The 26,888-nt window shown below is 72.1% G+C and carries 28 protein-coding genes; 16 read left to right on the top strand and 12 right to left on the bottom strand.

Annotated elements, in window-relative coordinates:
- Positions 1–170: 170 nt before the first annotated feature.
- The 3 genes from AB0L65_RS58590 (at position 171) to AB0L65_RS58580 (ending at position 3,734) form a co-directional block, all read left to right on the top strand.
- Positions 171–731, top strand: coding sequence for an ATP-binding cassette domain-containing protein (locus tag AB0L65_RS58590; protein WP_364265599.1), 561 nt, complete (start codon positions 171–173; stop codon positions 729–731).
- Positions 728–3,043 carry a YhgE/Pip domain-containing protein gene (locus tag AB0L65_RS58585; RefSeq protein ID WP_364265597.1) on the top strand — a complete coding sequence of 772 codons (2,316 nt, stop codon included), beginning with the start codon at positions 728–730 and terminating at the stop codon, positions 3,041–3,043. The genes AB0L65_RS58590 and AB0L65_RS58585 overlap by 4 nt, the downstream gene beginning before the upstream one ends.
- Positions 3,044–3,110: 67 nt before the next feature.
- Complete coding sequence (locus AB0L65_RS58580) at positions 3,111–3,734, top strand: TetR/AcrR family transcriptional regulator (protein WP_364265595.1); 624 nt, start codon at positions 3,111–3,113, stop codon at positions 3,732–3,734.
- Between the two features lie 110 nt (positions 3,735–3,844).
- Here AB0L65_RS58580 and AB0L65_RS58575 read toward each other — a convergent pair whose 3' ends face one another.
- The 8 genes from AB0L65_RS58575 to AB0L65_RS58540 form a co-directional block, all read right to left on the bottom strand.
- Entirely contained in the window at positions 3,845–4,417 is a 573-nt protein-coding gene (locus AB0L65_RS58575) for an isochorismatase family cysteine hydrolase (protein ID WP_364265593.1), read from the bottom strand.
- A gap of 95 nt (positions 4,418–4,512) precedes the next feature.
- Positions 4,513–5,409: a DUF4097 family beta strand repeat-containing protein gene (locus AB0L65_RS58570; RefSeq protein ID WP_364265591.1), complete on the bottom strand. Its 897-nt coding sequence runs from the start codon at positions 5,407–5,409 to the stop codon at positions 4,513–4,515.
- Between the two features lie 34 nt (positions 5,410–5,443).
- Positions 5,444–5,965 carry a hypothetical protein gene (locus tag AB0L65_RS58565; protein ID WP_363964670.1) on the bottom strand — a complete coding sequence of 174 codons (522 nt, stop codon included), beginning with the start codon at positions 5,963–5,965 and terminating at the stop codon, positions 5,444–5,446.
- Between the two features lie 46 nt (positions 5,966–6,011).
- Positions 6,012–7,508 carry a long-chain fatty acid--CoA ligase gene (locus AB0L65_RS58560; RefSeq protein WP_364265589.1) on the bottom strand — a complete coding sequence of 499 codons (1,497 nt, stop codon included), beginning with the start codon at positions 7,506–7,508 and terminating at the stop codon, positions 6,012–6,014.
- A 14-nt stretch (positions 7,509–7,522) separates the two neighbouring features.
- A complete protein-coding gene (locus AB0L65_RS58555; RefSeq protein WP_350735003.1) occupies positions 7,523–7,978 on the bottom strand; it encodes a MaoC family dehydratase in 456 nt (151 codons plus the stop codon).
- Complete coding sequence (locus tag AB0L65_RS58550) at positions 7,975–8,847, bottom strand: amidohydrolase family protein (RefSeq protein WP_364265587.1); 873 nt, start codon at positions 8,845–8,847, stop codon at positions 7,975–7,977. Before AB0L65_RS58550 ends, AB0L65_RS58555 begins: the two co-directional genes overlap by 4 nt.
- Positions 8,844–9,755 (bottom strand): SDR family NAD(P)-dependent oxidoreductase, encoded by a 912-nt coding sequence (locus AB0L65_RS58545; protein WP_364265585.1) that lies wholly within the window; start codon positions 9,753–9,755, stop codon positions 8,844–8,846. Before AB0L65_RS58545 ends, AB0L65_RS58550 begins: the two co-directional genes overlap by 4 nt.
- 381 nt (positions 9,756–10,136) lie before the next feature.
- On the bottom strand, positions 10,137–10,316 hold the full coding sequence (locus tag AB0L65_RS58540) for a hypothetical protein (protein ID WP_364265583.1): 180 nt from the start codon (positions 10,314–10,316) through the stop codon (positions 10,137–10,139).
- 354 nt (positions 10,317–10,670) lie between these two features.
- Here AB0L65_RS58540 and AB0L65_RS58535 point away from each other — a divergent pair, with 354 nt between their 5' ends.
- From AB0L65_RS58535 to AB0L65_RS58525, 3 genes are all read left to right on the top strand, one after another.
- Positions 10,671–11,129: a MarR family transcriptional regulator gene (locus AB0L65_RS58535; protein ID WP_364265581.1), complete on the top strand. Its 459-nt coding sequence runs from the start codon at positions 10,671–10,673 to the stop codon at positions 11,127–11,129.
- 110 nt (positions 11,130–11,239) lie between these two features.
- Positions 11,240–12,679 (top strand): hypothetical protein, encoded by a 1,440-nt coding sequence (locus AB0L65_RS58530; protein WP_364265579.1) that lies wholly within the window; start codon positions 11,240–11,242, stop codon positions 12,677–12,679.
- Positions 12,676–13,230, top strand: a complete 555-nt coding sequence (locus tag AB0L65_RS58525; RefSeq protein ID WP_364265577.1) for a hypothetical protein — start codon at positions 12,676–12,678, stop codon at positions 13,228–13,230. The genes AB0L65_RS58530 and AB0L65_RS58525 overlap by 4 nt, the downstream gene beginning before the upstream one ends.
- 201 nt (positions 13,231–13,431) lie before the next feature.
- Here AB0L65_RS58525 and AB0L65_RS58520 read toward each other — a convergent pair whose 3' ends face one another.
- Entirely contained in the window at positions 13,432–14,409 is a 978-nt protein-coding gene (locus AB0L65_RS58520; protein ID WP_364265575.1) for a helix-turn-helix domain-containing protein, read from the bottom strand.
- Positions 14,410–14,505: 96 nt separating this feature from the next.
- Here AB0L65_RS58520 and AB0L65_RS58515 point away from each other — a divergent pair, with 96 nt between their 5' ends.
- Entirely contained in the window at positions 14,506–15,582 is a 1,077-nt protein-coding gene (locus AB0L65_RS58515; protein ID WP_364265573.1) for a saccharopine dehydrogenase NADP-binding domain-containing protein, read from the top strand.
- A gap of 465 nt (positions 15,583–16,047) precedes the next feature.
- On the opposite strand, the gene AB0L65_RS58510 is transcribed toward AB0L65_RS58515, so the two are convergent.
- The gene (locus AB0L65_RS58510) at positions 16,048–17,436 is read right to left on the bottom strand and encodes a glutamine synthetase family protein (protein ID WP_364265571.1); all 1,389 of its coding nucleotides are present in this window, start codon (positions 17,434–17,436) and stop codon (positions 16,048–16,050) included.
- Between the two features lie 328 nt (positions 17,437–17,764).
- On the opposite strand from AB0L65_RS58510, the gene AB0L65_RS58505 reads away from it, so the two are divergent.
- The 4 genes from AB0L65_RS58505 (at position 17,765) to AB0L65_RS58490 (ending at position 20,706) form a co-directional block, all read left to right on the top strand.
- Positions 17,765–18,373: a hypothetical protein gene (locus tag AB0L65_RS58505; protein WP_364265569.1), complete on the top strand. Its 609-nt coding sequence runs from the start codon at positions 17,765–17,767 to the stop codon at positions 18,371–18,373.
- Between the two features lie 96 nt (positions 18,374–18,469).
- Positions 18,470–19,078, top strand: coding sequence for a copper resistance protein CopC (locus AB0L65_RS58500; RefSeq protein WP_364265567.1), 609 nt, complete (start codon positions 18,470–18,472; stop codon positions 19,076–19,078).
- Positions 19,079–19,291: 213 nt separating this feature from the next.
- On the top strand, positions 19,292–20,218 hold the full coding sequence (locus AB0L65_RS58495; protein ID WP_364265565.1) for an MFS transporter: 927 nt from the start codon (positions 19,292–19,294) through the stop codon (positions 20,216–20,218).
- Positions 20,164–20,706 carry a hypothetical protein gene (locus AB0L65_RS58490; protein ID WP_364265563.1) on the top strand — a complete coding sequence of 181 codons (543 nt, stop codon included), beginning with the start codon at positions 20,164–20,166 and terminating at the stop codon, positions 20,704–20,706. The genes AB0L65_RS58495 and AB0L65_RS58490 overlap by 55 nt, the downstream gene beginning before the upstream one ends.
- Here AB0L65_RS58490 and AB0L65_RS58485 read toward each other — a convergent pair.
- Together AB0L65_RS58485 and AB0L65_RS58480 are read right to left on the bottom strand one after the other, a co-directional pair.
- Entirely contained in the window at positions 20,697–22,082 is a 1,386-nt protein-coding gene (locus AB0L65_RS58485) for a PepSY-associated TM helix domain-containing protein (protein ID WP_364265561.1), read from the bottom strand. The genes AB0L65_RS58490 and AB0L65_RS58485 overlap by 10 nt on opposite strands.
- A 94-nt stretch (positions 22,083–22,176) precedes the next feature.
- Complete coding sequence (locus AB0L65_RS58480; RefSeq protein WP_364265559.1) at positions 22,177–22,716, bottom strand: hypothetical protein; 540 nt, start codon at positions 22,714–22,716, stop codon at positions 22,177–22,179.
- 178 nt (positions 22,717–22,894) lie between these two features.
- Here AB0L65_RS58480 and AB0L65_RS58475 point away from each other — a divergent pair, with 178 nt between their 5' ends.
- From AB0L65_RS58475 to AB0L65_RS58455, 5 genes are all read left to right on the top strand, one after another.
- On the top strand, positions 22,895–23,098 hold the full coding sequence (locus tag AB0L65_RS58475; protein WP_357736831.1) for a heavy metal-associated domain-containing protein: 204 nt from the start codon (positions 22,895–22,897) through the stop codon (positions 23,096–23,098).
- Positions 23,099–23,162: 64 nt separating this feature from the next.
- A complete protein-coding gene (locus AB0L65_RS58470) occupies positions 23,163–23,753 on the top strand; it encodes a hypothetical protein (protein ID WP_364265557.1) in 591 nt (196 codons plus the stop codon).
- A 199-nt stretch (positions 23,754–23,952) separates the two neighbouring features.
- Entirely contained in the window at positions 23,953–25,029 is a 1,077-nt protein-coding gene (locus AB0L65_RS58465; protein WP_364265555.1) for an ABC transporter substrate-binding protein, read from the top strand.
- Positions 25,022–26,119: an iron ABC transporter permease gene (locus AB0L65_RS58460; RefSeq protein ID WP_364265553.1), complete on the top strand. Its 1,098-nt coding sequence runs from the start codon at positions 25,022–25,024 to the stop codon at positions 26,117–26,119. The genes AB0L65_RS58465 and AB0L65_RS58460 overlap by 8 nt, the downstream gene beginning before the upstream one ends.
- Positions 26,109–26,879, top strand: a complete 771-nt coding sequence (locus AB0L65_RS58455; protein ID WP_364265551.1) for an ABC transporter ATP-binding protein — start codon at positions 26,109–26,111, stop codon at positions 26,877–26,879. The genes AB0L65_RS58460 and AB0L65_RS58455 overlap by 11 nt, the downstream gene beginning before the upstream one ends.
- The last annotated feature ends 9 nt before the right edge of the window (positions 26,880–26,888 follow it).

Genomic DNA, 26,888 nt, shown 5'->3' with positions numbered 1-26,888 from the left:
CGTTCTTGAGATCGTCACTTACGCGACAGGGGTCGGCCGACCCCGCCCGTTCTGAAGCCGGGGTGGGGCGACGCCGGCCGGAGGTGACGAATGCCACCGCGCCTGCATGGGTGCGGCCGAGCGAACCGGCCCTATCTTTGTACTGACTGGTCAGTATAAAGAATGGAGCCATGATGATCGTTGCGGAAGGGTTGGCGATCGAGGGGGTGTACCCGGAGGTCTCGCTGAAGGCCGGGGCCGGCACGCTCACGGTGGTCGCGGGTTCGGCGGGAAGCGGGCGGACGAGCCTCCTGTTGACGCTGGCCGGGCGGATGAAGCCCACCAAAGGCGGACTGAACGTCGCCGGGCACGCCGGGCGCCGCGCCATCCGAAAAGCCGTGGCGTTGGCGCTGATCGACGGGGTGACGGATCTGGACCGGTCGCTGACAGTCGGGGAGCACCTGCGGGAGCGGCGGCGCCGGCCGTACCAGGAGATTCTTGAGCGGGTCGGGCTGGCCGGCCGGGAGCGAGCGCTGGTGCGGGAGCTGGATCGCGAGCAACGCGTGCGGCTGGGCCTCGCGCTGGCGCTGCTGGACGAACCCGAAGTGATCGTCGCCGACAACGTGGACGCGGGCCTGCCGGCCGACCGGCAGCAGGCGCTGTGGAACCTGCTGCGGAGCCTCGACCGCACGGTGGTGGCCTCGTGCGTGACGCCGCCCGCCCGCTTCGACCAGCTGGTGGAGCTGTCATGAAGGGCATGTTGCGGTCGCGGCTGACAAGAGCGGCGCTGGCGGCGGTGGTGGTGCTGCCGCTCCTGTACGCGGGCCTGTACCTGTGGTCGTTCTGGGACCCGCAGGGCAATCTGGACCGCGTGCCGGTCGCGTTGGTCGTCGAGGACCAGCCTGCCCAAGCCGCGGGCAAGACCCTGCACGCGGGCCGCGACCTGGCCGGCGAGCTTCGGAAGCGCGACGTCTTCGGCTGGCACGAGACCACCGCGAGGCAGGCGGCCGACGGGGTCGCGGACGGCACGTTCTACCTGTCGCTGACCGTGCCCGCCGACTTCAGCGCCAAGCTGGCCTCACCCGCCGACGACGCCGCCGCACCGAGCCCGGCACGGCTCGGGCTGCGCGTGGACACGGGCCGCAGCTACATCATGGGCAGCATCTCGGACGCGGTGTTCAACGAGGTACGGGCGGCGGCCGAGCGCACGGCGATCCACGACTACTTCGACAACGTCTTCGTCTCGATCGGCGACATCCACGACAAGACGGCGGAGGCCGCCGAGGGCGCGGGCAAGCTGCACGACGGCGTCGTGCGGCTCGGTGACGGCGTCTCCCGGCTCAGCGACGGCCTGGGCACGGCCGAGAACGGCGCCCGGCAGCTCTCCGCCGGCCTGAGCACCGCCAACACCGCCACGGGCAGGCTGCGTGACGGCTCGGCCCAGGTCACGCAGGGCCTCACTCAGGCGCAGCAGGCCATCGGGCAACTGCGCGACGGCCTGAACCAGCTCCACGAGAAAGGAACCACTCCGCTCAGTTCCGGAGCGAAGGAGGCATACCAGCAGGTTCACGCTCAGACCCGCACGGTCAACCAGCTCGCCGACACGTACGTCCCCGTGCTGGACGAATGGGGCCCCAAGATCTCCAGGGCCGCCGAGGCGGTCGCCGACGCCGCCGACAAGGTCGCCGACGGCGGGTCGTCAACGGGCGCGGCACAGTCGAGCGCGGCGAACACCCACGCGGGAAGCGCGGCCGACAGCGCCAGGGAGGCGAGCTCGCAGGCGCAGGCCGCGCTCGACCGCCTCGGCGCGGACGCCGACCCCGAGGTACGCGGCCTGCTGCGGAACGCGGCAGCCGCCGCGCGCCGGGCCGCCACTCAGGCGGGCCAGGCCCAGGACGCCGCCCGGACGAGCGCCGGCAGCGGCGCGGGAACCGGGATCGACGGCGTCGCGGACCTGAGGAACCAGGCGCGGGAGCTGGCCGAGCAGGCTCGCAAGATCGCGGCTGTGGCACCTCGGCTCGGGTCCAAGCTGGACCAGGCCAGAAGCCGGCTCAATGCCCTGGACACGGGCCTGGGCAAGCTGGCCGATGGCGCCGCGAAGGTGAACTCCGGCCTGGGCACGGCCGCGACCGGCGCGAACCGGCTCTACCAGGGTGCGACCAAGCTGACCGACGGTTCGCGCCAGGTCACGAACGGCATCGGACGCCTGGGCGGCGGGCTGGTCAGGCTGAGCGACGGCGCGAGCGAACTGAGCACCGGCGTGGACCGGCTCCACGACGGCGCGGGCCAGGCGGACAAGGGCGCGGCCAAGCTCGCCGCGGGATCGAAGGAACTGGCAGGCGGGCTCGGCGACGGCGCCGCCCGGATCCCCGACTACGACGGCAAGCAGCGCGACGACCGCGCGGACGTGATGAGCGACCCGGTCCGGCTGGCCAGGACCGTCGACAACGAGGTGCCCAACTACGGCACCGGCTTCGCGCCGTTCTTCCTGCCGCTGGCGCTCTGGGTCGGTGCGATGATCGCGTACATGGTGCTCAAGCCGCTGAACCAGCGGCGGCTGGCGGGCACGACGGGCGCGGTGCGGATCGCGCTGGCGGGCTGGCTGCCGGCGGTGGTGCTCGGGGCGGCGCAGGTGGGCGTGCTGGTGGCGGTTCTGCGGTTCGGGCTCGGGCTGGAGGCCGCGAGCTGGGCCGGGCTGGCCGGGCTGCTGCTGCTCGCGACCGCCGCGTTCATGGCGGTCGTGCAGGCGGTGAACGCGCTGCTCGGCCCGCCCGGACGGGTGGTCGCGCTGGCGCTGCTGATGCTGCAGCTCACCTCGGCGGCCGGTACGTATCCCATCGAGACGTCGCCCGGGTTCTTCCAGACGATCTCGCCGTGGCTGCCGATGAGCTGGGTGGTGTCGGCGCTGCGCAGGCTGATCAGCGGTGGCGATCTCACCGTGGTGTGGCAGGCTTGCGGGGTGCTGTCGGCTTTCCTCGTACTCGGGCTCGCGCTCACCACGCTCGCCGTGGACCGCGGCCGCACCTGGTCCGTCAAACGCCTGCACCCGGAGCTGGCCTTGTGAGCGAGCGGAGCGAGCGAACCAATGGGCACAGCAGCGTTGCGCTCGCAGGCCTGACGAAGGAGGGCCTGTGAGCGAGCGGAGCGAGCGAACCAATGGGCACAGCAGCGAGCGCACCGCCAGGCGCGGGAGCAGGCAGGACACCCGGCGGAAAGTGTTCAGGGCGGCTGTGGAGCTGATCGCCGAGCACGGGTACGCGGCCACCACGGTCGACGCCATCGCCGAGCGGGCCGGGGTGGCCAAGGGCACCGTGTTCTACAACTTCGGCAGCAAGGAGGGACTGTTCGAGGCGCTGCTGGAGCACTCGATCGACATGCTCGCCGAGGCGCTGGCCGGTTCCGACACGGGGGAGAGCGCGCTGGACGCGCTCGACTCGGTGGTGCTCGGCCAGCTCAGGTTCTTCGAGGAGCACGGGGCCTTCGCCCGGGTGCTGCTGGCCGAGATGTGGCGGACGGCGTGGCAGGAGGCGGTGGGGCGGCTGCGCCAGAGCGCTCTCGGCGTGTACGCGGACGTGCTGCGCAGGGCCGCCGCGAACGGCGAGGTCCGGGCCGACCTGGACGTGGAGACGGCGGCGACGGCCGTGTTCGGCATGGTGCTGACGGTCGCCATCGAGCGCCGCGCCCTGTATCCGGACCGGCCGCTGGAGCGCACCCACGCGACCCTGGTCGAGCTCCTGCACGGCCGCATCAAGTAGTCCGTACCTGGCGAATACACCTGCGCCGAGTCCGCGGTCCCGGCCTCCCGAGCGTCCCAAGGCGGGCCCGGCCGCTCGGGGATTCGGGCTTCGGGCGCGGGGCCGGCCGCTCAGGGATTCCGGCCCTCGGGGACTGCCGGCAAGGCCGGGATGTCCGCAACCGAGATGATCTGTCTTGCGCCGATGAAGCTCCCCGCGACGAACACCCCCGCGTCGTGGGCGTGACGCCCGCGGTGGCTGGCGGAGGCGTCTTCGATCAGCCACGGCGTCAGGTTGAGCTCGAACGCCCCGAGCGCGGTCGCCAGCACGCAGTTTTCCGTGGCGATCCCGCACAGGTAGATGTCCCGCCACCCGCGTCCGGCGATCAGCGCCGCTCCGCCGGCGTCGGCGAACAGGTTGTACCCCTTCTTGTCGATGACGGCCGTCGCCTTGCGCGCGTGCGCCCGCAACTCGTCGATGATCTCGATCTGCGGCGGCTCCATGCACGCTGTCCAGCCGAGCAGCCGCTCGTACGGCGAGCCGGGATGGTTGACGTAGCGGGTGAACACCACGTCGTTCCCCGCCGACCGCCACCGGGCGACAAGGTCCGCGATGACGGGGACGATATGGGCAGAAACATCGCGAACGAAGTAGTTCTGCATGTCGATGACCACGAGCACGGACTCGCCGGAACGTACCGTCACGCTCCTAGGATCGGACGTGATGCCCCGGACGCGCCATCACCCGCGCGGCTCGACGGCAGTGTCGTACTCGGCGCACTTCATCGGGAGGCGGCCCGTCAGGCGCGCCGGATCGTGATGTCGCCGTCGTGGCTCCGGGCGCGGATCTCGACCGTCTCGTCGAACCCGTCCGGGCCCTCGCGGGCGTCGAGGGAGTTGAGCAACCTGCCGTTGGCCGTGCTCACGTCGAGGAACGCCGCCGTGCCCTGCCGGACGCCGACCTCGAGGTCGCCGGTCGTGCTCGTCAGGACGACCGAGCCGCGCGCGACCTCGCCGATCCGCACGCTGCCGTGCACGTTCTTCGCCTCGACGCCGCCGTGGGCGCGCTCGACCTGCATGTCGCCGCTGGTGCCGATCAGCCGCAGGTCGCCCGTCACCTCGCCGATGTAGCACTCCCCGTCGTCGTTCCTGATCGACGCGGGGCCGTCCACCTCCTGGATCCTGATCTCGCCGGAGGCGCTGGAGACCTCGGCGCGGCCGGTGGCGCGCTCGACGCCGATCTCGCCGCTGTCGCTGGTCAGCTGGATCGCGCCGGCCTCGTCGAGCCGGATGTCGCCGTGGTCCGTCTGCAGCCGGCAGTCTCCCAGCCGGCCCGTGCAGTGGAACTCGCCCGACGTCGTCGAGCCCTGTACGTGCGAGCCCGACGGCAGCTCGATCGTCACGCGGACCGACTCCCCCCAGTCGCCGAACAGGCCGGCCAGGGCTGACAGGCCCCACCCATGGCGCCGCGGGCCTGCTCCGGCGCCCGCAAGGGACTGGGCGGGCGCCTGCTGTGCGCTTTTGACGACCAGCTTGCCGGCCGCGTAGCCGATCTGGACCGCGGCCGCCCCTCCCTCACCGTCGTCAGGCCGGGCGTCGACCACCGTGGTGGCGCGGTCGCTCGCGATGATCCTGACCTCGGCGCCGGGCAGGTCGATGCTGACCGAGATCGGCTCGGGTGTGTCGAATGTCGGCATGACATCCCTCCTCGTGGTTGCGTACGTCCGGGCCTCAGCCGACCCAGCCGGTGTAGCTGCGCCCGCTCGCCGAGCCGCGCCCCGCCGTCCGGCGGCCGCCGGGCTCCAACGTGGCTGCGACGGCACGCACCAGCCAGGTGTTGACCGACAGGCCTTCCCGGCGGGCGGCCTCCTCGACCTGCACCTTCAGGTGCTCAGGGAGCCGGAGGCTGAAGCGGGCCGTGCCGCCTTCCTGGATCTCCACGGGCTGGACGCCCGCGCCGGACGGCCCGCCGTCGTCATCGGGGGCGTCCGGCGCGGACGGGTGCTGCGCCGGGGATCGGGTCAGGACGAAGTCGGGATCGCCGCGGCGCAGGCGGACCTCCACCGAACCCGGCGCCAGCTCGCGCGTGATCTCGTCGGCGGCCGCCGACAGGACCTCCAGCAGGATCAGCCGGACGGATGACTCGAGAGGTGAGACAAGTCGCTCGGCGAGGGCGCGCGCGTCCTCGCCGCCTGCTTCCGCGGCGATCGCGAGGTCCCTGTGTAGCCTGTCGACGTACGGCTTGAGATCCATGGCGCCATTATGGCGCCAAAGTGACGCCAACGCCAGCGTCGCCACGTCACGTCGGGCCGGGAGCGCTGCCGAGGGTGTCGCGCAGCCGGCTCTTCTGGATCTTGTTCGAGCCGGTGCGGGGCAGGTCGTCCACGATGTCGAGGTACACGGGGAGCTTGTACTTGGCCAGCCGCTCGGCCAGGAACGCCCGCAGCCCGCCGATGGTCAGACCGCGCCCGGGGACGGTGATCACGAATGCCCGGCCGACCTCTCCCCACGTGGCGTCCGGCACGCCGATCACCGCGACCTCGGCGACCGCGGGGTGCTCGTAGACGGCCGCCTCGACCTCGGCCGGGTAGACGTTCTCGCCGCCGGAGATGTACATGTCCTTGACCCGGTCGACGATGTGGAAGTGCCCGTCGGGGTCCACGTACGCGATGTCGCCGGAGTGGAACCACCGGCCCTCGGAGAAGGCCCGCGCGGTGGCGGCGGGGTCGTCCCAGTAGCCGGGGGTCACGTTCGGGCCCTGGATGATCACTTCGCCGGGTTCGCCGGGGGCGGCGTCGGTCAGGTCGGGGCGGACACAGCGGACATTGGTGAAGAAGACCGGGACCCCGGCGGATCCGGCCTTGCGCTCGCTCTCGCCCGCCTCCAGGAACGTGGCGCCCGGCGCCGTCTCGGTGAGGCCGTAACCCTGGCAGAAGGTCAGGCCGCGTTCCTGGTAGGTGTGGATCAGCGCGGGCGGGACCGCTGCGCCGCCCGCCATCAGGCAGCGTACGGACGACAGGTCGGCGCCCGCCCAGCGGGGCGACCGCGCGAGCGCGGCGAACATCGTGGTCACGCCGAACATCCAGGTGACGCGATGCCCGGCGATGAGGTCGAAGCAGGCGTCCACGCTCCAGGACGGCATGATGACCGAACATCCGCCCTTGAGGAACGTGGGCAGCAGACACTGGTTGAGCGCCGCCACGTGGAACAGCGGCGCGCTGACCAGCGTCACCTCGTCGGCGGCGACGTCCACCCCGACCAGGAGGTTGTAGCAGTTCCAGACCAGGTTGCCGTGGGTCAGCGTGGCGCCCTTGGGGCGGCCCGTGGTGCCGGAGGTGTACAGGACGCAGGCCGCGTCGTCGAGGCCGACCGGCACGTCGATGGGCGTGGGGTCGCCGGCGGCGAGCCACTCCTCGTAGTCCGGGCCCAGCGCCACCACCGTGCGTACGGCCTGCCCGAAGGCGTGCTCTGGAGCGTGGACCAGCACCGTCGCCCCGCTGTGGGCCAGCAGGTGGTCGATCTCCGGCGCGGCGAGCCGGAAATTCAGCGGCACGAAGATCCCGCCGAGCATGTGCGTGGCGAACATCGTCTCCACGAACGCCGGGTGGTTCTGCCCCAGGTAGGCCACCCGGTCCCCTTTGCGCACCCCGGCCGCGCGCAACTGCCCGGCCAGCCGGGTGATGCGGTCGAACACCTCCGCGTACGTCGTCGCGCGGTCGCGGAAGACGAAGGCGGTGCGGTCCGGCGACATCGCGGCCCGCCTGGCCGGCCACCCGCCGAGCCCTGCGTTCAACACCGTCCCGTCACCTCTCAGGCGTAGTGACGGTAGACGGCACGGGCGACGCAGGCGGGCTTGCCGACGCCGTCGATCTCGACGGCGAAGTCGCAGAGCATCTGCACGCCGTCGCCGGGCACGTCCTCGACCTCGGCGACCTTCGCGGCCAGGCGAACCTTGGCGCCCACGCGCACCGGGGCGGGGAAGCGGACCTTCTCCAGCCCGTAGTTGATGCTCATCTTCACGCCCTGGATGCCGAGCACCTCGTTGAACAGCGGGATGACCAGGGCCAGGGTGAGATAGCCGTGGGCGATGGTGCCGCCGAAGGGGCCGTCCGCGGCCCGCCGGGTGTCCACGTGGATCCATTGGTGGTCGTTCGTGGCGTCCGCGAAGGTGTTCACCCGCTCCTGGGTGATCTCCAGCCAGGAGCTGTGGCCCAGGTCGCGGCCGGCCAGGGCCTTGATCTCCGCGAGTCCGTCAACCGTGATCATGAGGGCTCCTTGTCGAGGCCGAGCAGGCGGGCGGCGTTGTCCTTGAGGATCTTGGGGCGGACCTCGGGCTTGATGTCGAGCTTGGCGAAGTCGGCCAGCCAGCGGTCCGGGGTGATGATGGGATAGTCGGAGCCGAAGAGCACCTTGTCCTTCAGCAGGCTGTTGGCGTACCGGACGAGCTGGGGTGGGAAGTACTTCGGCGACCATCCGGACAGGTCGATGTGGACGTACGGCTTGTGCGTGGCGACGGCGAGCGCCTCGTCCTGCCAGGGGAACGACGGGTGCGCCAGGATGACGCGCAACTCGGGGAAGTCCACGGCCACGTCGTCGACCAGCATCGGGTTGGAGTACTTGAGCCGGATGCCGCCCCCGCCGGGCACGCCCGCGCCGATGCCGGTCTGCCCGGTGTGGAAGAGGGCGGGCACACCCAGCTCCTCGATGACCTCGTACAGGGGGTAGGCCATCGGGTCGTTCGGGGCGAACCCCTGGATGCTGGGGTGGAACTTGAAGCCGCGCACCCCGTGCCGCTCCACCAGGCGTCGGGCCTCCCGCGCCCCCGCCCTGCCCTTGTGCGGGTCGACGCTGGCGAAGGGGATCAGCACGTCGGCGTGTTCGGCGCAGCTCTCGGCGATCTCCTCGTTGGCGATGCGCGGGTGGCCGGTGGCGTGCTCGGCGTCCACGGTGAACACCACCGCGGCCATCTTCCGTTCCCGGTAGTAGGCCGCCATCTGGGGGACGGCAGGGCGCTCGTGCGAGCCGAAGTACTGCTCGGACGCGCCGAACAGCACCGGGCTCAGCGAGCCGTGGCCGTCCTTGGAGATCTCGGCATGGGTGTGGACGTCGATCGCGACCAGCTCGTCGAGGTTCACCGTCCGGCTCCCTTGGGGGCGGGGATGCCGTAGGTCTCGGGTTCGGCGCCGACGCCCGTGTGCCACTGCTCGGCGATCGCCTCGGCGCTCCAGCCGCCGTCGGCGTACGCCACCGCCTTCTCCTTCGGGTGCGCCCACAGGGCCAGCCGGTCCCCGCCGACGCCGATCGCCTGTCCGGTGACGCCCTTGGAGTCGTCCGAGGCCAGGTACGTGATCAGCCCGGTCACGTCCTCGACCGTGCCCAGCCCTTCATCCCTGCGCAGCCAGCCGGGCAGCGGCTCTCCGGTACGCTCGGACTCCTCGATGACCGGTGCGAACGCCGGGATGGTCTTGGTCATCTCGGTGGCCGCGACCGGGATGACCGCGTTGACCGTGATGTCGGCCTTGGCCAGCTCCATCGCCCAGGTCCGGGCCATCGCGACGATGCCGGCCTTGGCCGCGGCGTAGTTGGTCTGGCCGAAGTTGCCGCGCTGGCCGGCCGGCGAGCCGACGAGGATCAGCCGCCCGCCCGTGCCCTGCTCGCGCATCCGCACCGCCGCCGCGCGGGCGCACGTGAACGTGCCCCGCAGGTGCACGTTCACGACGTCGTCGAAGTCCTCGTCGGACATCTTCCACAGCACCCGGTCGCGCAGGATGCCCGCGTTCGTGATCAGCACGTCGAGGCGGCCGAGCTCCCGTACGCTCGCCCCGATCAGGTGGTCGGCCGCCGCCGTGCCGCCGACCGCGGCTGCCACGCCGACGGCCCGGCCGCCCGCCGCGGTGATCTTCGCCACCGCGACGTCCACCGCCTCCTGATCGACGTCGTTCACCACCACCGCGGCGCCCGCGGCGGCCAGGGCCTCGGCATAGGCCAGGCCGAGGCCGCGCCCGCTGCCGGTGACGATCGCCACTTTGCCGGTCAGATCCATGTGGGACACCTCTCAGAACGTGATCACGGGGTCGATCGCCTTGCCTCGTGCGGCGCGATCGATGTCGTCGAACGGGTAGGGGCCGACCAGCTTCCACACCGGCAACCGGTCGGCTTCTCCACCGGCGGTCGGTCGGCTTCCGTGCCCGCGGTTGGTCGGCTTCCGCACCGGTGGCCGGTAGGCTTCCGCACCGGCGGCTGACCGGCACGGACGAGCGGGACCAGGGCGGGAATCGCGGCCCGCGTCTCGGCCGCACCGGGCGTCGGGGGAACCCGCCGGCGCCGAGGATCCGGCAGAGCCAGCCAGCACCCAGGAGTTGCCGGGAGAGCCAGCCAGCACCCAGGACTTGGGGGAGTCGGCCGGCGTCGAGGGTCAGGCCGGTCACGCGCCCGCCCCGGGCAGCATGGCGTCCACGTCGAAGGCCGGCTCGGTGCCGGACCTCACGCGCCTGCCCCGGCAGCGTGACGTCGAGGTCGAGGACCGGCTCGGTGCCGACGACGGTGCGCCGACCAGGACGAACGTGCCCCGAGCGGCCGTCACGGTCTCGTCCGCCGCGGACACGGTGGGGCCACCTGGCCGGCGGACGGGTCGATCACGTCGGTACGGCCGCCTTTGGCCGCGCCGACACCGGTCATGTCCGCCACGGCCACGGCCGCCCCTGGCCCCCTCGTGCCTCTGGCCTTCCTCAGGCTCGTGCTCGGGCTCGGGTTCGCTCATGGTCGCGCTTCTCCCTCACGGATACCGCCCGTTGCAGGGCCTCGGAGTGACCCCGGCCACACGACGGAAAGACCGAGTACGCCGAGGACCAGCCGCCCTCAATTGACAGGAAACCTGTCGATGGGCAGTCTTGTTGCCAACAGGTTTCCTGTCAATGGCCTAGCCTGGATCTCCCCGACGACGACTCAGGAGCAGGTGATGATCGCAACAGCGGAACAGCAGGCGGGAACGGCTGCGGACAAGGCGCCGCCGTCGCTGCTCTACATGGTCAAACAGGTGGAGCTCGTCGTCCGCGCACGCCTCGACGACCTGGTGCGGCCGGCCGGCATCACGGTGACGCAGTACACCGCGCTCACCGTGCTGGAGCGGCACGACGGGCTGTCTGCCGCGCAGCTGGCCCGCGACTCGTTCGTCACCGCCCAGTCCGTGGCCGACCTGGTGCGCGCCCTGGAGGAACGCGGGCTCATCCGGCGCGAGCGCAACCCGGCCAACCGCCGCGAGCTGCACATCCTCCTCACCGACGCGGGGCGCGAACTCCTGGCCCGCCTCGCCGAGCCCGTACGCGAGCTCGAGGAGCTCATGATCGCCGACCTGTCCACGCGCCAGGTCGGCCAGCTCCGCCACGCCCTCTCCAAGGCGTGGCGGGCCCTTTTGTGAAGCTCTTCGACGACGGTCACCCGGCGGCAATGGTGTCAACCGTAGGTCTGACCTGAAACCCAGACCTCAGGTGGACGCGGTGGGACGCGTCCCTCCTCAACAATGGCCGGGTGACGTTGGGCATGTCCTTCCCGGAGATCGTCGTGGTGCTGGCCACCGCGCTGCTGGTGCTCGCTCGCCGGCTTCCGTCCCGTGCCCGCCGGCCGGTCACGATGGGCGCGGCGGCGGTGGTGCTGCTTTCCACGACGGCGTTGTTCCTGGCCGGGGTGCGCTGGCAGTTCGTCCCGGTTCTCGCGGGCGCGGCCATCCTGCTGTCGTCCAGCCTTCCCGTGCTCCTGGGCCGGGCTGCGTGGCGGCCTCCATGGCGGCTGGCATTGCCGGGCTGGGCGGCGTGCGCCGGTCTCCTCGCCGCAGGTCCAGTGGCGGTGTGGGCGTTTCCGGTGCCCGATTTCCCCGAGCCGTCGGGCCGGTTCCCGGTCGGCACCCTCGTGCTGGAGTGGACCGATCCGGCGCGTCCGGAGCCCGCGACGCCCGACCCGGATGACCGGCGCACGGTGGTCGTCCAGTTCTGGTACCCGGCGCAGGGGAGTGCCACAGGCACCGCGCGGTCTGTGTATCTCGGCCGTACGGAGCGGGAGGCGCGCGTCGTCTCCGGCGCCGCGGCGGACTACCTCGGGGTGCCCGGCTTCCTGCTCGACAGCGCCTCGACCGCCCGCACCCGCTCGGTGCCGGGTGCCGCCGTGGCCGAGGCGGGAGGACGGTTCCCCGTGGTGCTGTTCTCGCCGGGGCTCGGGGGCGTGCGCACCCAGAACACCGCGTGGGCGGAGGAGCTGGCCAGTCTCGGCTACGTCGTGGTGGCCCTCGACCACCCGTACGACTCGGCCGCCGTCGTCCTCGCCGACGGCCGGACGATCCGCACCCGGGTCGCCGCGACCGGCGACGAGCGCGAGGACGAGCGGCGGGCGGCCGGCTGGACGGCGGTGCGCGCCGCCGACCTCAGCTTCGTCCTGACCCAGCTGGGCCGCCTCGACCGAGGTGAGATCGCGGGCCCGTGGACTGGTCGCCTCGACACCGCTCGGGCAGCGGTGACCGGCCACTCGATCGGCGGGGCCGCCGCGTTGCTGGCGGCCCGTCAGGACTCCCGGTTCGCGGCGGTCATCGACCTGGACGGCGCTCCCCACGACCCCGAGCCGCGACCCTTCCGCCAACCGGTGCTCGCGCTCACCCACCCGGTGGACCCGGCGGACAACCCAACCTACATTCCCCGCCTCACGCAGGTGCTCGACCTCAGCGCTGCCACGAGCTACCGGCTCACCGTCCCGGGGACGGCGCACCTGACGTTCACAGACGCGCCGCTCTACCTTCCGCCCGTGCCCGCACTGGCCGGATCACTGGGCCGCACCGCCGGGCTGCGCCTCACAGCCGCCACCAGCGCCGCGTTCCTCGACGCGACGTTACGCGGCAAACCGGGCGATCTCACCGCGCAGCTATCACCATACGGCGACCTCACCGTCCACCACGCGGGCAGCGAGGTACGATCCGGCGGATGAACGGGCAGCGCTGGACCGACTACCTCTACGAGCGGCACCCGCCGGCCCGGCTGCACGCATGGGCGCGCGAGCTGGCCTACTTCCGCTTCTGCCGCGCGTACGGCGGGCACGCCAACGACGGCGACCAGCTGCTCGTCGGGCTGCGCATCGAGACGCAGGACGACCTCGTGCGGACGCTGTCCGCGCTCGGCGTGCCCGTGACATGGCTCAGCCCCGGCGACCCGCGGCCGGTCCCCGGCGTCGCCTACACCGCGGCCGAGTTCGCCCACTTCCCGGTCGCCATTCCGCGCTTTCCTGGGATCGGGCAACCGGGGCACGTGGAGATCGCCGGACAACGCGCCCACGTCTGGTCGCACGGGGATCGGCTGGCCGTCAGCGTGGCCGACACCGCCGATCCCTACAGCGTCACGGAGGCCGCGGTCGCTTCGGCCAAGGCGATCGAGGCGCTGCTGGCCCCGATCGCGGACCACGTCGTAGACCCCCCGCAGGACGACAGGAACTGCGTGTGCCCCCGCTACTACCAGGACCTCTGGCCCGCTCGGCAAGGGTGACGCAACGGCGAGGCACGTCCCCGCTGCCGGACCGGTCAACTGGCGATCCGGGCCGCGCCGGTGGGTCGGTTGGGTGGTGGGGGTCGCGCTGCGGGGTTGGCCGGGTGGTGGTGGGCCGTGCTGTTGGGCCCGGTCGATTGGCGGTGTAGGTCGTGCCGTTGGGTTGGTCGGCTGGTGGTGCGGGTCGTGCTGTTGGGTTGGTCAGCTGGCGATGCGGGTTGTGTTTGCCCGTTCGTGGAATGTTCGGCGGTAGGTGGTGGGGGATACCCCGACGATCCGGGCGAAGTGTGCTCGTAGGCTGGCAGGTCCGCCGAAGCCGCAGCTGTCGGCGATCCATCCGATCGGCCGGTCGCTGGTCTCCAGGAACTGCTGGGCCCGGCGTACCCGCTGCTGCAGCAGCCAGCGCAGCGGCGACATCCCGAGCGCCTCGGCGAATCGGCGTTCGACGGTACGCACGCTGACATTGGCCTGGGCGGCCAGGTCGGCGATGGACAGGGGCAGATGCAGTTGCTCGGTGGCCCAGTCCAGCAGGGCGGCCAGCCAGTCGTCGCGGACCACCGGCGAGGCGGGGCGGTGGTACTGGGCCTGCCCGCCGTCCCGGTGCGGTGGGGTGACCAGGCGGCGGGCCAGTTCGGCGGCCACGGCAGCGCCGTGGTCGACCCGTACGACGTGCAGGCAGGCGTCGATCCCGGCCACCGTCCCCGCGGAGGTGATCACATTGGTGTCCTCCACGTAGAGCACGGACGGGTCGACCCGGACGGCGGGATAGCGGCGGCTCAGCTCCTCCGCGTGCAGCCAGTGGGTGGTGGCCCGGCGCCCGTCGAGCACCCCGGCGGCGGCCAGGACGAAGGCGCCGGAACAGATGGACAGGATTCGGATCCCGCGTCGGTACGCCTCCCGGACGACGTCCACCAACTCCGCCGGTGGGTCGTCGTGCACATTCGTACAGGCCGGGATGACGAGGGTGTCCGTCGAATCCAGATCCCACCCGCCGCTCACCGGGGCGAGGGTGAATCCCGGGCTCAGCCGCACCGGTGCGTCACCGACCGGGACCGCCGAGAACTGGTACCACGGATCGGCCAGGTGCGGCCGGTCGACGCCGAAGACCTGACACGGGACGGCTGCTTCGAAGATCGGCATGTCGTCGGTGACGGCCATGACGACGCGATGGGCGCGCATGTCGCGAATCTAGCGCACGTTGACGTACGCGACGGTGGCTCCCGGCGGCACCGTTCAGCAAGATCGGAGGGAGCCTGAACAGCTGAAGGAGACCTGATGACAGAGATCGACGGCCGGTTCGGTCGCGGGAGCGCGAAGCCGGTGGTGGCGGTGTTCGGCGCCTACGGGCACACCGCCCGGTTCGTGACGGCGGAGTTGCTGGAGCGCGGTTGTACGCCGGTGCTGTCCGGGCGGGACGCGGTGAAGCTGGAGGCGGCCGCCGCCGCTCACCCCGGCGTGGAGTGGCGGATCGCCTCGGTCGACGACCCGGTCTCGCTCGACCGCGCGATCGCCGGCACGGCAGCGGTGATCAACTGTGCCGGGCCGTTCGGCGACACCGCGCCGCCGCTGATCGAGGCCGCGTTGCGTGCCGGGATCCACTACCTGGATGTCACCGGCGAGACCCTGGTCGCGATGAACACTTTCGACACCTACCGGGACGACCCGCGGGTGAAGGAGGCGGGCATCGTGGTGGCGCCGGTGATGGCGTTCTACGGTGCGCTGGGCGACCTGCTCGCGACCGTCGCGATGGGTGACTGGCCGGCGGCCGACGAGATCTCGATCGCGGTGGCCCTGGACAGCTGGCACCCGACGCGGGGCACCGTGCTGGCCGGGCAGCGCCGGGCCGGGCGGCGGGTGGTCTTCTCGGACCACCACCTGCGGGTCGTCGCGGGCGACGAGCCGCCGCCGAAGGGGACGTGGACGTTCGCCGAACCGTTCGGGACCCAGGACGTCGTGGGGCAGTTCTCCAACGCCGACGTGGTCACCGTCTCCCGCCACCTGGACACCCCGCGGATCGACGCCTTCCTGAACGTCGCCCCGCTGAAGGACCTCGGCGATCCGGAGACCAAGGGACCGCAGGCGACCGACGCCGACGGGCGGTCGGCCCAGGTCTTCCTGGTCGAGGTCGTCGTCCGCCGGGGGGACGAGCGGCGGCGGGTGGCGGCGCGCGGTCGTGACATCTACGCCATCACCGCGCCGATCGTGGTGGAGGCCACCGAGCGGATCCTGACCGGCCGCGGGCGGGCCATCGGGGTCGTCACCGCTGGGGAGCTCTTCGACGCCGAAGACTTCCTGCGGTCCCTCCCGCTGGATGAACTGTCACTGGACGGACTGTCGCTGGGCGACGAGTAAAACGGCCGCGAGCAGGGGATCCGGGTTCGTGTGTCGGCTTCGGGGCCGGCCCCCTTACGGTGATGGGCAGGGGGTCTGGCTCCGTGTTCGGGCCGCTCGCGATGATGAGCGGGGGAATCGGGTTTGTGCGTCGGCTTCGGGATCGGCCCAATCCGGGTTCGTGTGTCGGCTTCGGGGTCGGCCCCCTCACAGAACGAGCAGGGATCCGGCTTCGGGGTCGGGCTGGTCACGGTGATGAGCGGGGGATTCGGGTTCGTGTGTCGGGTTTCGGGGTCGGGCCGCGCTCACGGTGATGAGCAGGGATCTGGGCCGGTCGTGCGAGCCCGCTCATCTCCCGCCGGTTCGGCGCCGTACGGGAAGTGGATCTCATCGCGGCCTCTCCGACGACGTGATCATTTAACACCGACGGCACATGGACCTGTCGCCCCCTGCTCAGCCCCAAGCGTCCGGCCACGCGGCAGCTCACTACAGCCAGCGGTGGGAGCGGACCACGGCAGCCGCGTCGCGGTCGGCTGCCCAGGCGGCGTCGGAGACGCGTACCGCCCGGAAGGCGTCGGCCAGTTCCTCGCCCAGCGCGGAACGGATGCGCTCGTTGGTCAGCAGCGCGCCGAGTTGCTCTTCGACGGTGGTGGGCAGCCGGCGGATGCCGCGTTCGGCCCGCCGCTCGTCGGTCCAGGTGCCGGGGTCCTCCTGCACCGGTTCGGGGGGTGTGAGACCGTCCTCGATGCCGGCGAGGCCCGCGGCGATCACGGTGGCGAGCGCGAGGTAGGGGTTGGCCGAGGCGTCCGATGGCTTGAGCTCGAGGTTGGCGTGCGCGGCGCCGAGCAGGGGAGTGGCCGGTACGAGCCGCAGCGCCGCCTCCCGGTTCTCCACGCCCCAGAACGTGTACGCGCCGGACCAGTAACCGGGCCGCAGCCGTTGCAGCGAGGACAGGCTGGGCGCGGTGACGGCCACGATGGCGGGCAGGTCGCGCAGCAGGCCGGCCAGGTAGGCGCCGCCCTCGGCGGTCATGCCCGCGGGCCCGTTGCCGCCGGACAGCAGGTTCGTCCCGGCGCGGTACAGCGAGGTGTGCAGATGCCAGCCGTTGCCCACCTGCCCGAGGGTGACCAACGGGGCGAAGCTCGCCCGCAGGCCGTGCGCGCGGGCGGCGGCGTGAACGGTCTGCCGGGCCAGCAACTGCCGGTCGGCGGCGGTGACCGGGTCGGCCGGGGCGATGTTGAACTCGAACTGCCCCGGGCCGTACTCGCCGTGGAACTGGCCGACGGGCACGCCGTTGCGGTCGAGGTCGCGCAGCAGCTGCTCGGCGAAGGCATCGACGGCCAGCATCTTGGCCGGCCCGTAGGAAGGCCCCTCGTAGATGGGGCGTACGTCGTCGCCGTCGCCCCCGTCCGCTCGGCTGAGGTGGAACTCCATCTCGTAGCCGGCCAGGAAGTCCAGCCCGAGAGCCGCCGCACGGGAGACTTGGCGCTCCAGCACGCCGCGCTGGTCGTACGGCCACGCCGAACCATCCGCCGCGACCTGCCGGCCCGGTACCCACGCGAACCCGGGCTGACCGGCGAGCCGGACCAGCCGGTCGGCGACCGGCATCAGCCGGATGTCGCCCGAGGGAGTACCCAGCGGGGGATGCCCGAAGGTGATGCCGTCGTGGGAGTCGAACACCGCGAACAGCGGCGTGACACCCACCCCCCGCTCGACCGCCGCGCCGAACTGACCGACGGGCACCGTGCGCGACCTGGGGATGCCGTTGTTGTCGGCCCAGACGATCGTGACTCCGACGACACCCGCTTCGGCCAGATCCAGATCGTCCGTGCCGGCCTGTGGCGTGCCGGCGGTCACCTGGTCGAGCATCGGCATCCCCTCACGATCGGCCCCACTCCACGACCACACCCGAGTGTGTCCCGTTTCGGGGGATAACGCCTGGTCAGAGCGTCGAACGCCGTGCCGTTCGACGCGCGGGTCACTTTATAGACAGCCGACCCTCGGTCGGCGACGCCACGCCCAAGACGCGCCTCACGACGTGCGCCACGACGTGCGCCAGGACATGCTCTGTTGCCGCCCGCGGAGCAGCCGGCAGGACATGCCCCAGGACATGCTCGGCCGCCCGCGGAGCAGCCGGGCATCGCGACCGCCGTGGTGTGGGTCATTTGTTGGGCAATGCGCCGAATGCCCTGACGGTGGCGGTGTGCTCTGGCAGCATGGCGGCGTGCATGTCGGCCATCCCGTGATCCGCGCGCTGCGCGCCGCGATGTTCACGGCCGTCTGCGTGCTGGCCTCCGCCGCCCTGCACGTGCTGGTGGGCGGAGGCGGGATGCGGCCGGGCGGGCTCGCGGCGGTGATGACGGCGATGGCGGCGATCTGGGCCGGCGCCTACCTGCTGGCCGGTCGCCGGCGGGAATGGCCGGAGCTGCTGGCCCTGTGCGCGGTGTCCCAGTACGGCCTGCACCAGCTCTTCTCCGGCTCCTCCCCGGTGAGCCCCGTCTTCTCCTCCGGCCACGAGCACGGCCCCGGGCTCGCGATGCCGATGATCCACCTGGCCGCGGCGATGTGTTCGAGCTGGTGGCTGGCGCGCGGCGAACTGGCCCTGGCGACGCTGCTGCACCTGAACGCCGCGTGCGTGGCAGGCGTGCGTACCCTGCTCGCGGCCGTGATCACCGTCCTGGCGCCCCTCGCGGTCATCGGGCGTCCCCCTTCCGCGCCGGTACGGCGGGAACCCGCCCCTCGCGTCCCCGCGCTGCTGGCCGTTGTCGTGCCACGTCGCGGACCGCCTACCTTCCCGGCGGCCCGCGGCTGACCCGCAGGCCCGCGAACGCCTGATCCGGCGCCTCCCCGACAGGCGCCATAACCTTCTCCGGCGTGCCGCCGGGGCCCCATGACTTCGGAGTTCCCCATGACCTTTCTTCGGCGTGCCCTCGTTCCGGCCGTCGGCGCCGTACTCGTGCTGCTCCTGACCTCGCCCGCCGCCCTGGCCCACGACCGGCTCAAGGCCAGCAACCCGGCCGACCGCGCCAAGCTGAAGAGCCTGGAGACGATCGAGCTCGAATTCACCTCGCACATGCAGCTGCCCACCATCGTGCTCGACGGCCCCGGCGGCAAGCCGGTCTCGCTCGACAAGCCACGCGTTCAGGGCAACAAGGTCTTCGCCCGGCCCAGCGGCACCTTGCCGGAGGGCCGCTACCGGATCGCCTGGCGCGTGGTCTCCTCCGACGGCCACCCGATCCAAGGGGAACTCGCCTTCACCATCACCGCCCCGGACCCCTCGCCCAGCTCCTCGGAGGAGACGTCCACTCCGGCGAGCTCTCCCGGCACTCCGGAGAGTTCTCCCGAGCCACAACCCGCCTCCGCCCAGCCGTCCTCCTCCTCACCGGTGGCGGCCACCCGGGCCGACGGTATGTCGGGGCTGCCGGGATGGTTGTGGGCGGCGGTGGCGGTGGTCCTCGCGGGCGGCGCCGCCGTCGTCCTCGCCGCACGCCGCAAGCCCCGCCCCGACCGCGGCTGATCGCCGTCGGGTCGGCGTGCGGCGAGCTCCGGCCTGGCGGTGGTTGATCGGTGTTGGGTTGGCGTGCGGCGAGCTCCGGCCTGGCGGTGGTTGATCGCCGATGGGTCGGCGTGCGGCAGGCCCCGCCCCGGCCCGGCTGATCGCCGTACATCGGGGTGCTGTCACCGTTGGCGGCATGCCGATCCGTCGGTGGTGATCGCTGAAGGAGGCAGCTTGCGCTGCGACATGACTCGGGCAGGCGGGGATCTCGCCGGCGAAAGGGACTTCCGGCGTCTGTGGGCGGGCACGACCGTGAGCCAGCTGGGTTCGGCGGTGAGCATGGTCGCCTTGCCCGTGGTCGCCATCACCGTGCTGGACGCCTCGGCTTTCCAGGTCGCCTTGTTGTCGGTGATTCAGGCGGTCACAATTGTCGTCGTCGCATTTCCCGCGGGGCGGTATATCGAATTCCGGGTCAAACGCCCGGTCATGATCTGGTCAGATATCGCCAGATGTATTTTGCTGTTCAGCATTCCGGTCGCGGCGTTCTTCGGGCTGCTGACATTCGCTCACCTCTGTGTCGCCGCGCTGGGCAACGCCGCCGGCCAGATCGCCTCGTCCGGGGCGGCGCAGGCGCATCTGAAGGCTCTCGTCCCCGCCGAGCGGCTCATGAGCGCCAACAGTCGGCTGGAGTCGACCCGCTGGTTGAGCGTGCTGGTCGGCCCGTCCCTGGCCGGTCCGCTCATCGGCGTCCTGTCGGCGGTGGGCGCGCTGATCGTCGACGCCGTGTCGTTCGTCGTGAGCGCCTGGTCGATCCGGTCGCTGCGCACGCCCGAGCCGCCGCCGCCCACGCGCGAGCCGCCGCCCGTGCCGCCCCCGCCCACGCGCGAGCCGCCCCCGCCCGCGCTGCCCCCGCCCGCGCCTGAGCCGCCCCCGCCCGCGTGCGAGCCGCCGCCCGAGCCGCTGCCGTCCGAGCGCGAGCTGCCCGCGCCCGAGTCGGCGCCGCCCGGGGACGAGCCGACGCCGCCCGCGCGTGAGCCGAGCCCTTCCCGGCGGGCGGAGCTGTTCGCCGGGTGGGGCTTCGTGCGCGGGCATCCGTGCTGCGGCGGATGTTCGCGAGCTGGCTCGTCTTCGCCGGCGCGAGTGCGATGGCGACGCCGCTGAGCTCGCTGTTCTACCTGCGCGACCTGGGTTTCACCCCCTGGCGGTACGGCCTGCTCATGGGGCTCCCTTCGCTCGGCGGCTTCCTCGGCGCGCGGCTCGCGCCGAGGCTGAGCAGGAGGTTCGGCCTGGTGCGCGGCCTGTGGTGGGTGAGCCTCTGGCGCGGCCCCTGGTACGCGCTCATCCCGCTGGCCTCACCCGGCACCGCGGGCCTGCTCCTTTGCGGGTCCGGCTTCGCGGGCGTGCTGTTCTTCTCCGGCCTGGCGAACTCCACCATGACGACCTACCGCCAGCTCGGCACCCCGGACCACCTGCTGGCCAGGGTGTCGACGCTCTGGATCTTCGCCACGAACGTCACCCAGCCGCTCTTCATCGCCTTCGGCGGCCTGGTCGCGAGCACGCTCGGCACGCGGGCGGGCCTGTTCCTGGTCGCGGCCTTCATGTGCGTGTCCGGCCTGTTCCTGCCCCGGCGCTCGGAGGATCACGTCTGAGACCCCAGCCGGGCGCGCAGCCCGAGCAGGACGTCGACCACCAGGAACGCGGCCAGCGAGATGCCCATCAGCGGCAGGAAGACCCCGACGGCCACGGCCAGCAGAGCGAGCGGCGCCAGCAGGGCCCAGGACACGTTCCGCCAGCCACCCCGGGGGTACGGCTTGCCGAAGCCGCGGGTGGGCCGGCGGCGCCACCACATGCGGTAGCCGAGCACGATCAGCATGATCAGGCCGACGGCCAGAAGCGCCAGAAGGATCTGGTTGACCAGGCCGAACAGCAGCCCCATGTGCCCGTCGATGCCCCACCGGGCGAGCTTGGCGGCCAGCGAGTAGTCGGCGAAGCGCAGCTCGGCGCTCACCTGGCCGGAGGTGGCGTCGACGGCGACCTGGTCCAGGCGGGTGGGCGCGGTCTTGTCGATCTCCTTCACCAGGTAGGGCGCGCCGGCCTTGGCGGGCCAGGTGATCTCCAGCGGGCCGGACAGCCCCTTGGCGGCGGCCGCCTGGGCCACGCGGTCCACCCCGATGTCGGCTCCACCGGCGTGGTGTCCTGCGGTCGCGGTGTGCGCGGCGTGGTCGCCGCCCGAGACGTCGATCGACGGGGTCGTCCAGTCGAGCGTCGCGCGCAGCTCGTCGACGTTGGCTCCGGCGTACTTGGACCAGGTCAGGCCGGTGGCGGACAGGAACAGCAGGCCGAGCACCGCCCACAGGCCGATCGAGCCGTGCCAGGACAGCGTGCGGCGGAGCCCGCCGGCGGCGCGGTCGGGGACGATGAGATGGCGCGGGTTGCGGCGGCGCCGGGCGACCCAGAGCACCAGGCCGCCGAGCGAGACCACCCACAGCCAGCTGGCGGCCAGCTCGCTGTAGATCCGTCCGGGTTCGCCCAGGTGGAGCTGGCGGTGGAGGGTGGAGATCCAGGCGCGTACGGGCAACGCTCCCGAGCTGCCGTAGCTTTCCAGCGTGCCGCGCACCTGGCCGGTGGAGGGGTCGACGAAGACCGCCAGCTGGGTGCTCTCGGCCAGGCCCGGCTGGTTGATCAGCACGCGGGTGGTCTGGCCCGGTTCGGCGGCGGGCCGTACCGCGGTGACGGTGCCCTGGGGGTGGGCCGCGCGGGCCGCCGCGACCTGCGCGCTGAGGGGCAGACTGGTCCGGCCGGCGGGCGCGGTGAGCTGGTGCTGGTAGACGACCTGCTCGATCTGGTACGAGGCGGCGTACATCAGGCCGGTGCACGCGGCGACGAGCAGGAAGGGGGCGATGAGGACGCCCGCGTAGAAGTGCAGCCGCAGCACCAGCGGGCGCAGCGCGGCCCAGGCGGTCCGCTCACGGGACGGCGGGGGGACGTGATCGACGGTATCGCTGACGTCGGCGGTCGAGGTCATCAGGCGTTCTCCACTCAAAGCGCACACAAGGGTTCGAGGTCCGCCGTGCCGTTCACCGGGCGTGGCGGAACACGGGCCGGTGGCCCGAAAAGGATCAGATGAGGGAGAGACGCGCCGGCGGGCCCCGCCGGAAGTTCGCCGCCGCGAACAGGCGCTGGAGGAAGGCGTCGTGGTCGTCCCACGCCGCGGGCCGGCCACCGTACGGGCTCGGCTCGACCAGCCCGCCCGTCAGGACCGAAAGGACACTCCACCAGCGGCCGACGGACGCGACGGCGAGATGGAGCAGCGCGGCCAGCGCGGTCTCGCCCCGCGCCAGCCACCAGGCCGAGATGACCGCCGTCATGCCGTGTACCAGGAACATGCCCACGCCCGTGGCGTGCTCATGAGGCGGCGGCACGTCGGCGGCGCCCGCGCCGAACAGCAGATGCATGCCGTACTGGGCGGCGAAGCAGGCCGCGAGCAGCACCTCCATGCCGCGCTGGCGGCCGGCGAGCAGGAACGCGCCCGTCCAGGTCAGTGCGAGCGCGCCGAGCAGCGTGCCCGCGCGCACCGGATCGCCGCCGGCCAGTCCATGCAGGGCAGCCGAAACCAGCACGCAGACCGCCGCGAACACCGCGGCGCGTATTGCGCGCAAGAAGGGCCGGCCGACATGCACCCGGTCATAGTGCCATGTGATCGAGAATTCGTATATACGGAATTTGGATCTTAAAAAACATTGCCCGTCGCTTGAACCCAGCCTCAGGAACCTGCGTATCCCACCTAAAGGCGAGCCGTGAGCGCGCCTGGTGGTATTACGGGAAAGGTTCGCGCCAATGACCCTGTCCGTCGCGGTTAAGGGAATGAGCTGTGGCTGCAGTGCCTCGACGATCCGGGCACAGGTCCTGCCACTGCGGGGCGTCGAGCGGGTGGAGGTGGACGTGCTGGGGGGCCGCGTCACCGTGAGCGGAGGCCCGCTGCTCGAGGAGTCGCAGGTGCGCGCGGCGATCGTCGAGGCCGGATACAAGGTGGCCTCCTGATCGTCCGCGGCGAGAGGCGCCTGAACTGAGGACGGCGGCACCGGTGTGCGAAGATCTGTCCGCGATGGGTCCGTTGTCGGTGGTGCGGTGGGTGCGCGCGGCGAGCTTCGCCGCCACGTGCGCCGCCCTGGCCATGCTCGGGCACCTGGCGGGCGGAGGCTACTTCGACGCGGTGTCGACACTGGGCGGCTTTCTGCTCCTGCTGCCTGTCGCGCTGGCCCTGACCGGGCGTGAGCGCAGCCTCGGCGCCATCCTGCCCGCGACGGCTCTGTCGCAGGTCGTCCTGCACGTCCTGCTGAGTCAGGGCGCCGCCCACCACGCGATGGCCTCCCTCGGGGCCGTCCCGGGCGCGGCGCAACTCCATCACGGAGGCTCCCCGAGCTTCGGGATGCTGGTCATGCACGCGCTGGGCGTGCTGCTGACCTCCGCCTGGTTGCGGTGGGTCGAGTCGGGCCTGTGCGCCCTGGTCCGGCAGGTCGCCGGACGGGTGCTGCGCCCGCTGCTGGTCCTGGTCTTCACGGTGGCCGGGTGCACGGCCACCGGTCCGAGGGCGGTCGCGTACGCGGGTGAGGACGAAACCCCGCCTATTCGCGCCTTCCTCCGACATGCCCTCGTAGGGCGGGCACCTCCTGGAGCGCACGCAGGGATCGCCTGATCCGGCGTCGGCCGTCAGCGCCGATTCCCGGGGCCGATTCCCGGGGCCGTTTCCCCATGCCTTTTTCCCGAACAAGCCCGACACCGGGCGTGCCGTAGCGCCGCCCGGGCGCCGCGCGTTGCCGCGATGCGCCGGTCACCGTCGTGACCCGCGCCGGTCTCGCGCGCCTCCAGACTCGACCTCGAAGAGAGCATCATCGATGAATCCCTGTCATGTGCGCCGCCCGCTGGCCGCCGCGCTCTGCGCGCTGGTGGCCCTGACCGGTTGCGGTGACCCCGCCGGCTCCGAGAGCGGATCCGCCGCCGTCCCCACTGCCTCCACCGCGTCCGGCTACCCCCTGACCTTCGACAACTGCGGCACGAAAGTCACCTTCCAGCGTCCGCCGCAGCGCGTGCTGATCCTCAACGGCACCAGCGTGGCCGAGGTGGAGAGCTTCATCATGCTCGGCCTGGACGAGAGCGTCCTGGCCAACGCCCAGAGCTACGGCGTCTCCGACGACCCCGCGATGATCGGCAGGATCAAGGCCCTGCCGACCGGCGGGCTGACGATGAACAAGAACTTCGACGTCCCCGCCGAGCAGGTGCTCAAGCTCAAGCCCGACCTGGTGGTGTCCACCTGGTCCGGCGGGTTCGACGCCAAGAACGGCTTCGCCACCCGCGAGCAGCTCGCCGCCGCCGGGATCACCTCGCTGGTCAACCCGGTGAACTGCGCGATGGGCAAGCCCGAGGCCACGGAGGAGGAGAAGCGCGCCTACCGCAACCAGTCGATCAACTCCTCGCTGGAGTTCATCGCGCTGCTGGGGCGCGTCTTCGACGTCCAGGACCGCGCCACCGACCTGATCGGCAAGCTGCGCGCCCGCGTCGAGGCCGTACGGGCGCGGGTCGCGGGCCGGCCCGCCAAGAAGGTCCTCATCGCCTATCCCGGCATGGCCATGATGAACGCCAACGGGCTGCCCGCCGTGATGACCGGCGGCATCTACGACGACGTGATCAAGGCGGCCGGTGGCGTCAACGCCTTCGCCGGGCAGAGCTCGGACACCACCCGCACCCTCAACACCGAGCAGCTCGCCACCGCCCAGGTGGACGTGCTCGTGGTCGGGCAGTTCACGCCGGACGAGCAGCCCGAGGCGGAGGCGGCCAAGCTGTTCGCCGCCTACCCGCACTGGGCCGCGTCGAAGTCCAGGACGTACGCGGTGGTCTCCGACGGGGTGTATCTCGGCCCGCTCAACGCCGTGGCCGTGGAGAAGCTCTCCAAGGTGGTCCACCCCGGTGACTGACATCCTCACACCCGCACCGGCGACCAGGGCCGCGCCGTCGCGGCGCCCGCACCTCGTCTCCGGGCCCGCCACCGGGCTGCTGCTGGCCGCCCTGGTCGTCGCGCTGGTCGCGGCCCTGGTGGCAGGCATCTCCGTCGGCTCGGTCAACCTTCCGCCCGGCCAGGTCTGGGGCGTGGTCTGGGCCCACCTGACCGGGCGCGGCGCGCAGGCCGATCCGCTGCTCAGCCAGGTCGTCTGGGACCTGCGCACCCCTCGGGCGCTGCTCGCCGCGCTCGCCGGGGCCGGCCTGTCGGTGGCCGGGGTCGCGCTGCAGTCCCTCGTACGCAACCCGCTCGCCGACCCGTACGTGCTGGGCGTGTCCTCGGCCGCCTCGCTCGGGGCCGTGCTGGTTCCCGCGCTGGGCAGCGCCGTCCTCGCCGGGACGCTGGGCGTCACCGGGGCCGCCTTCGCCGCCGCCCTGCTGTCGGCGCTGCTGGTGTACGTGCTGGCGCAGCGCGCGGGCCGGCTGCTGGACTCGTGGCTGGTGCTGACCGGCGTCGCCGTCGGCTATCTGTGCGCGGCGGCCACCACGTTCGTGCAGCTCCAGCTCAACCCGACCGAGCTGCAGGGCATGATGTTCTGGCTGATGGGCAGCGTCGCGGGGGCGTCCTGGGCCGACCTGGGCGTGCCCGCCCTGATCGTCGTCTGCTGCCTGGCCTGGCTGTCCCTGCAGGCCCGCGCGCTGAACGCGCTGCTGGCCGGGGAGGAGGCCGCCATCGCCGTCGGCGTGCCGGTGGCGGTGCTGCGGATCGGGCTGCTCGTGGCCGGATCGCTGCTGACCGCCACCGTGGTCAGCGTGGTCGGCGGCATCGGCTTCATCGGGCTGATGATCCCGCACATGGCCAGGTTCGTCGTCGGGGCCGACCACCGCCGGGTGCTGCCCGTGTCGCTGCTGGCCGGAGCGCTGTTCCTGGTGCTGGTGGACCTGGCGGCCAGGATCGCCGACCGGCCCAACGAGCTGCCGGTGGGCATCTTCACCACCGGGCTCGGCGTTCCGTTCTTCCTGTGGCTGCTGCGCCGCCGATCAAGTGGAGGCACCGATGCGGCTTGACCTGGCCGGAGTCAGCGCCCGGATCGACGCCCGCCCCATCGTCGAGGACGTGAGCCTGACGGCCGGGCCGGGCGAGTTCGTCGCGCTCATCGGACCGAACGGCAGCGGCAAGTCCACCCTGCTGCGCACCGTCTACCGGTCGCTGCGCCCGTCCGGCGGCGCGGTCCGGCTCGACGGGCAGGACCTGTGGGGGATGCGGCCCCGCCAGGCCGCCCGGCACCGCGCCGTGCTGCCCCAGCACAGCCAGGTCGCCGACGGGCTGTCCGCCGCCGACGTCGTCGCCACCGGCCGCCACAGCCACCAGCGGCTGCTCGACCGGGAGAACGCCGCCGACCGCGCGGCGGTCGCCACCGCGCTGGAACGGGTCGGCATGGCCTGGGCGGCCGACCGGCTGATGCCGACGCTGTCGGGCGGGGAACGGCAACGCGTGCTGCTCGCCCGCGCGCTGGCCCAGCAGGCGCCGCTGCTGGTGCTCGACGAACCCACCAACCATCTGGACGTCGGCTCCCAGCTCCTGCTGCTGGACCTGATCCGCTCCCTCGGCCTGACCCTGCTGGCCGCCCTGCACGACCTCGACCAGGCCGCCGCCTACGCCGACCAGGTCGTCGTCCTGCGTGACGGCCGGGTCGTCGGGCACGGCCCGCCCCTGGAGGTGCTGACGCCGGCGTTCATCGAGGAGGTCTTCGGCGTACGCGCGCACATCAGCCCGCACCCGATAACCGGCCGCCCGCACATCGCCGTGGCCTCACCCGCACCGTGAACATGCGCC

This window comes from Nonomuraea sp. NPDC052116, from assembly GCF_040680035.1.
Lineage (GTDB): Bacteria > Actinomycetota > Actinomycetes > Streptosporangiales > Streptosporangiaceae > Nonomuraea > Nonomuraea angiospora_A.
This window is presented reverse-complemented; position numbering and strand designations above follow the sequence as displayed.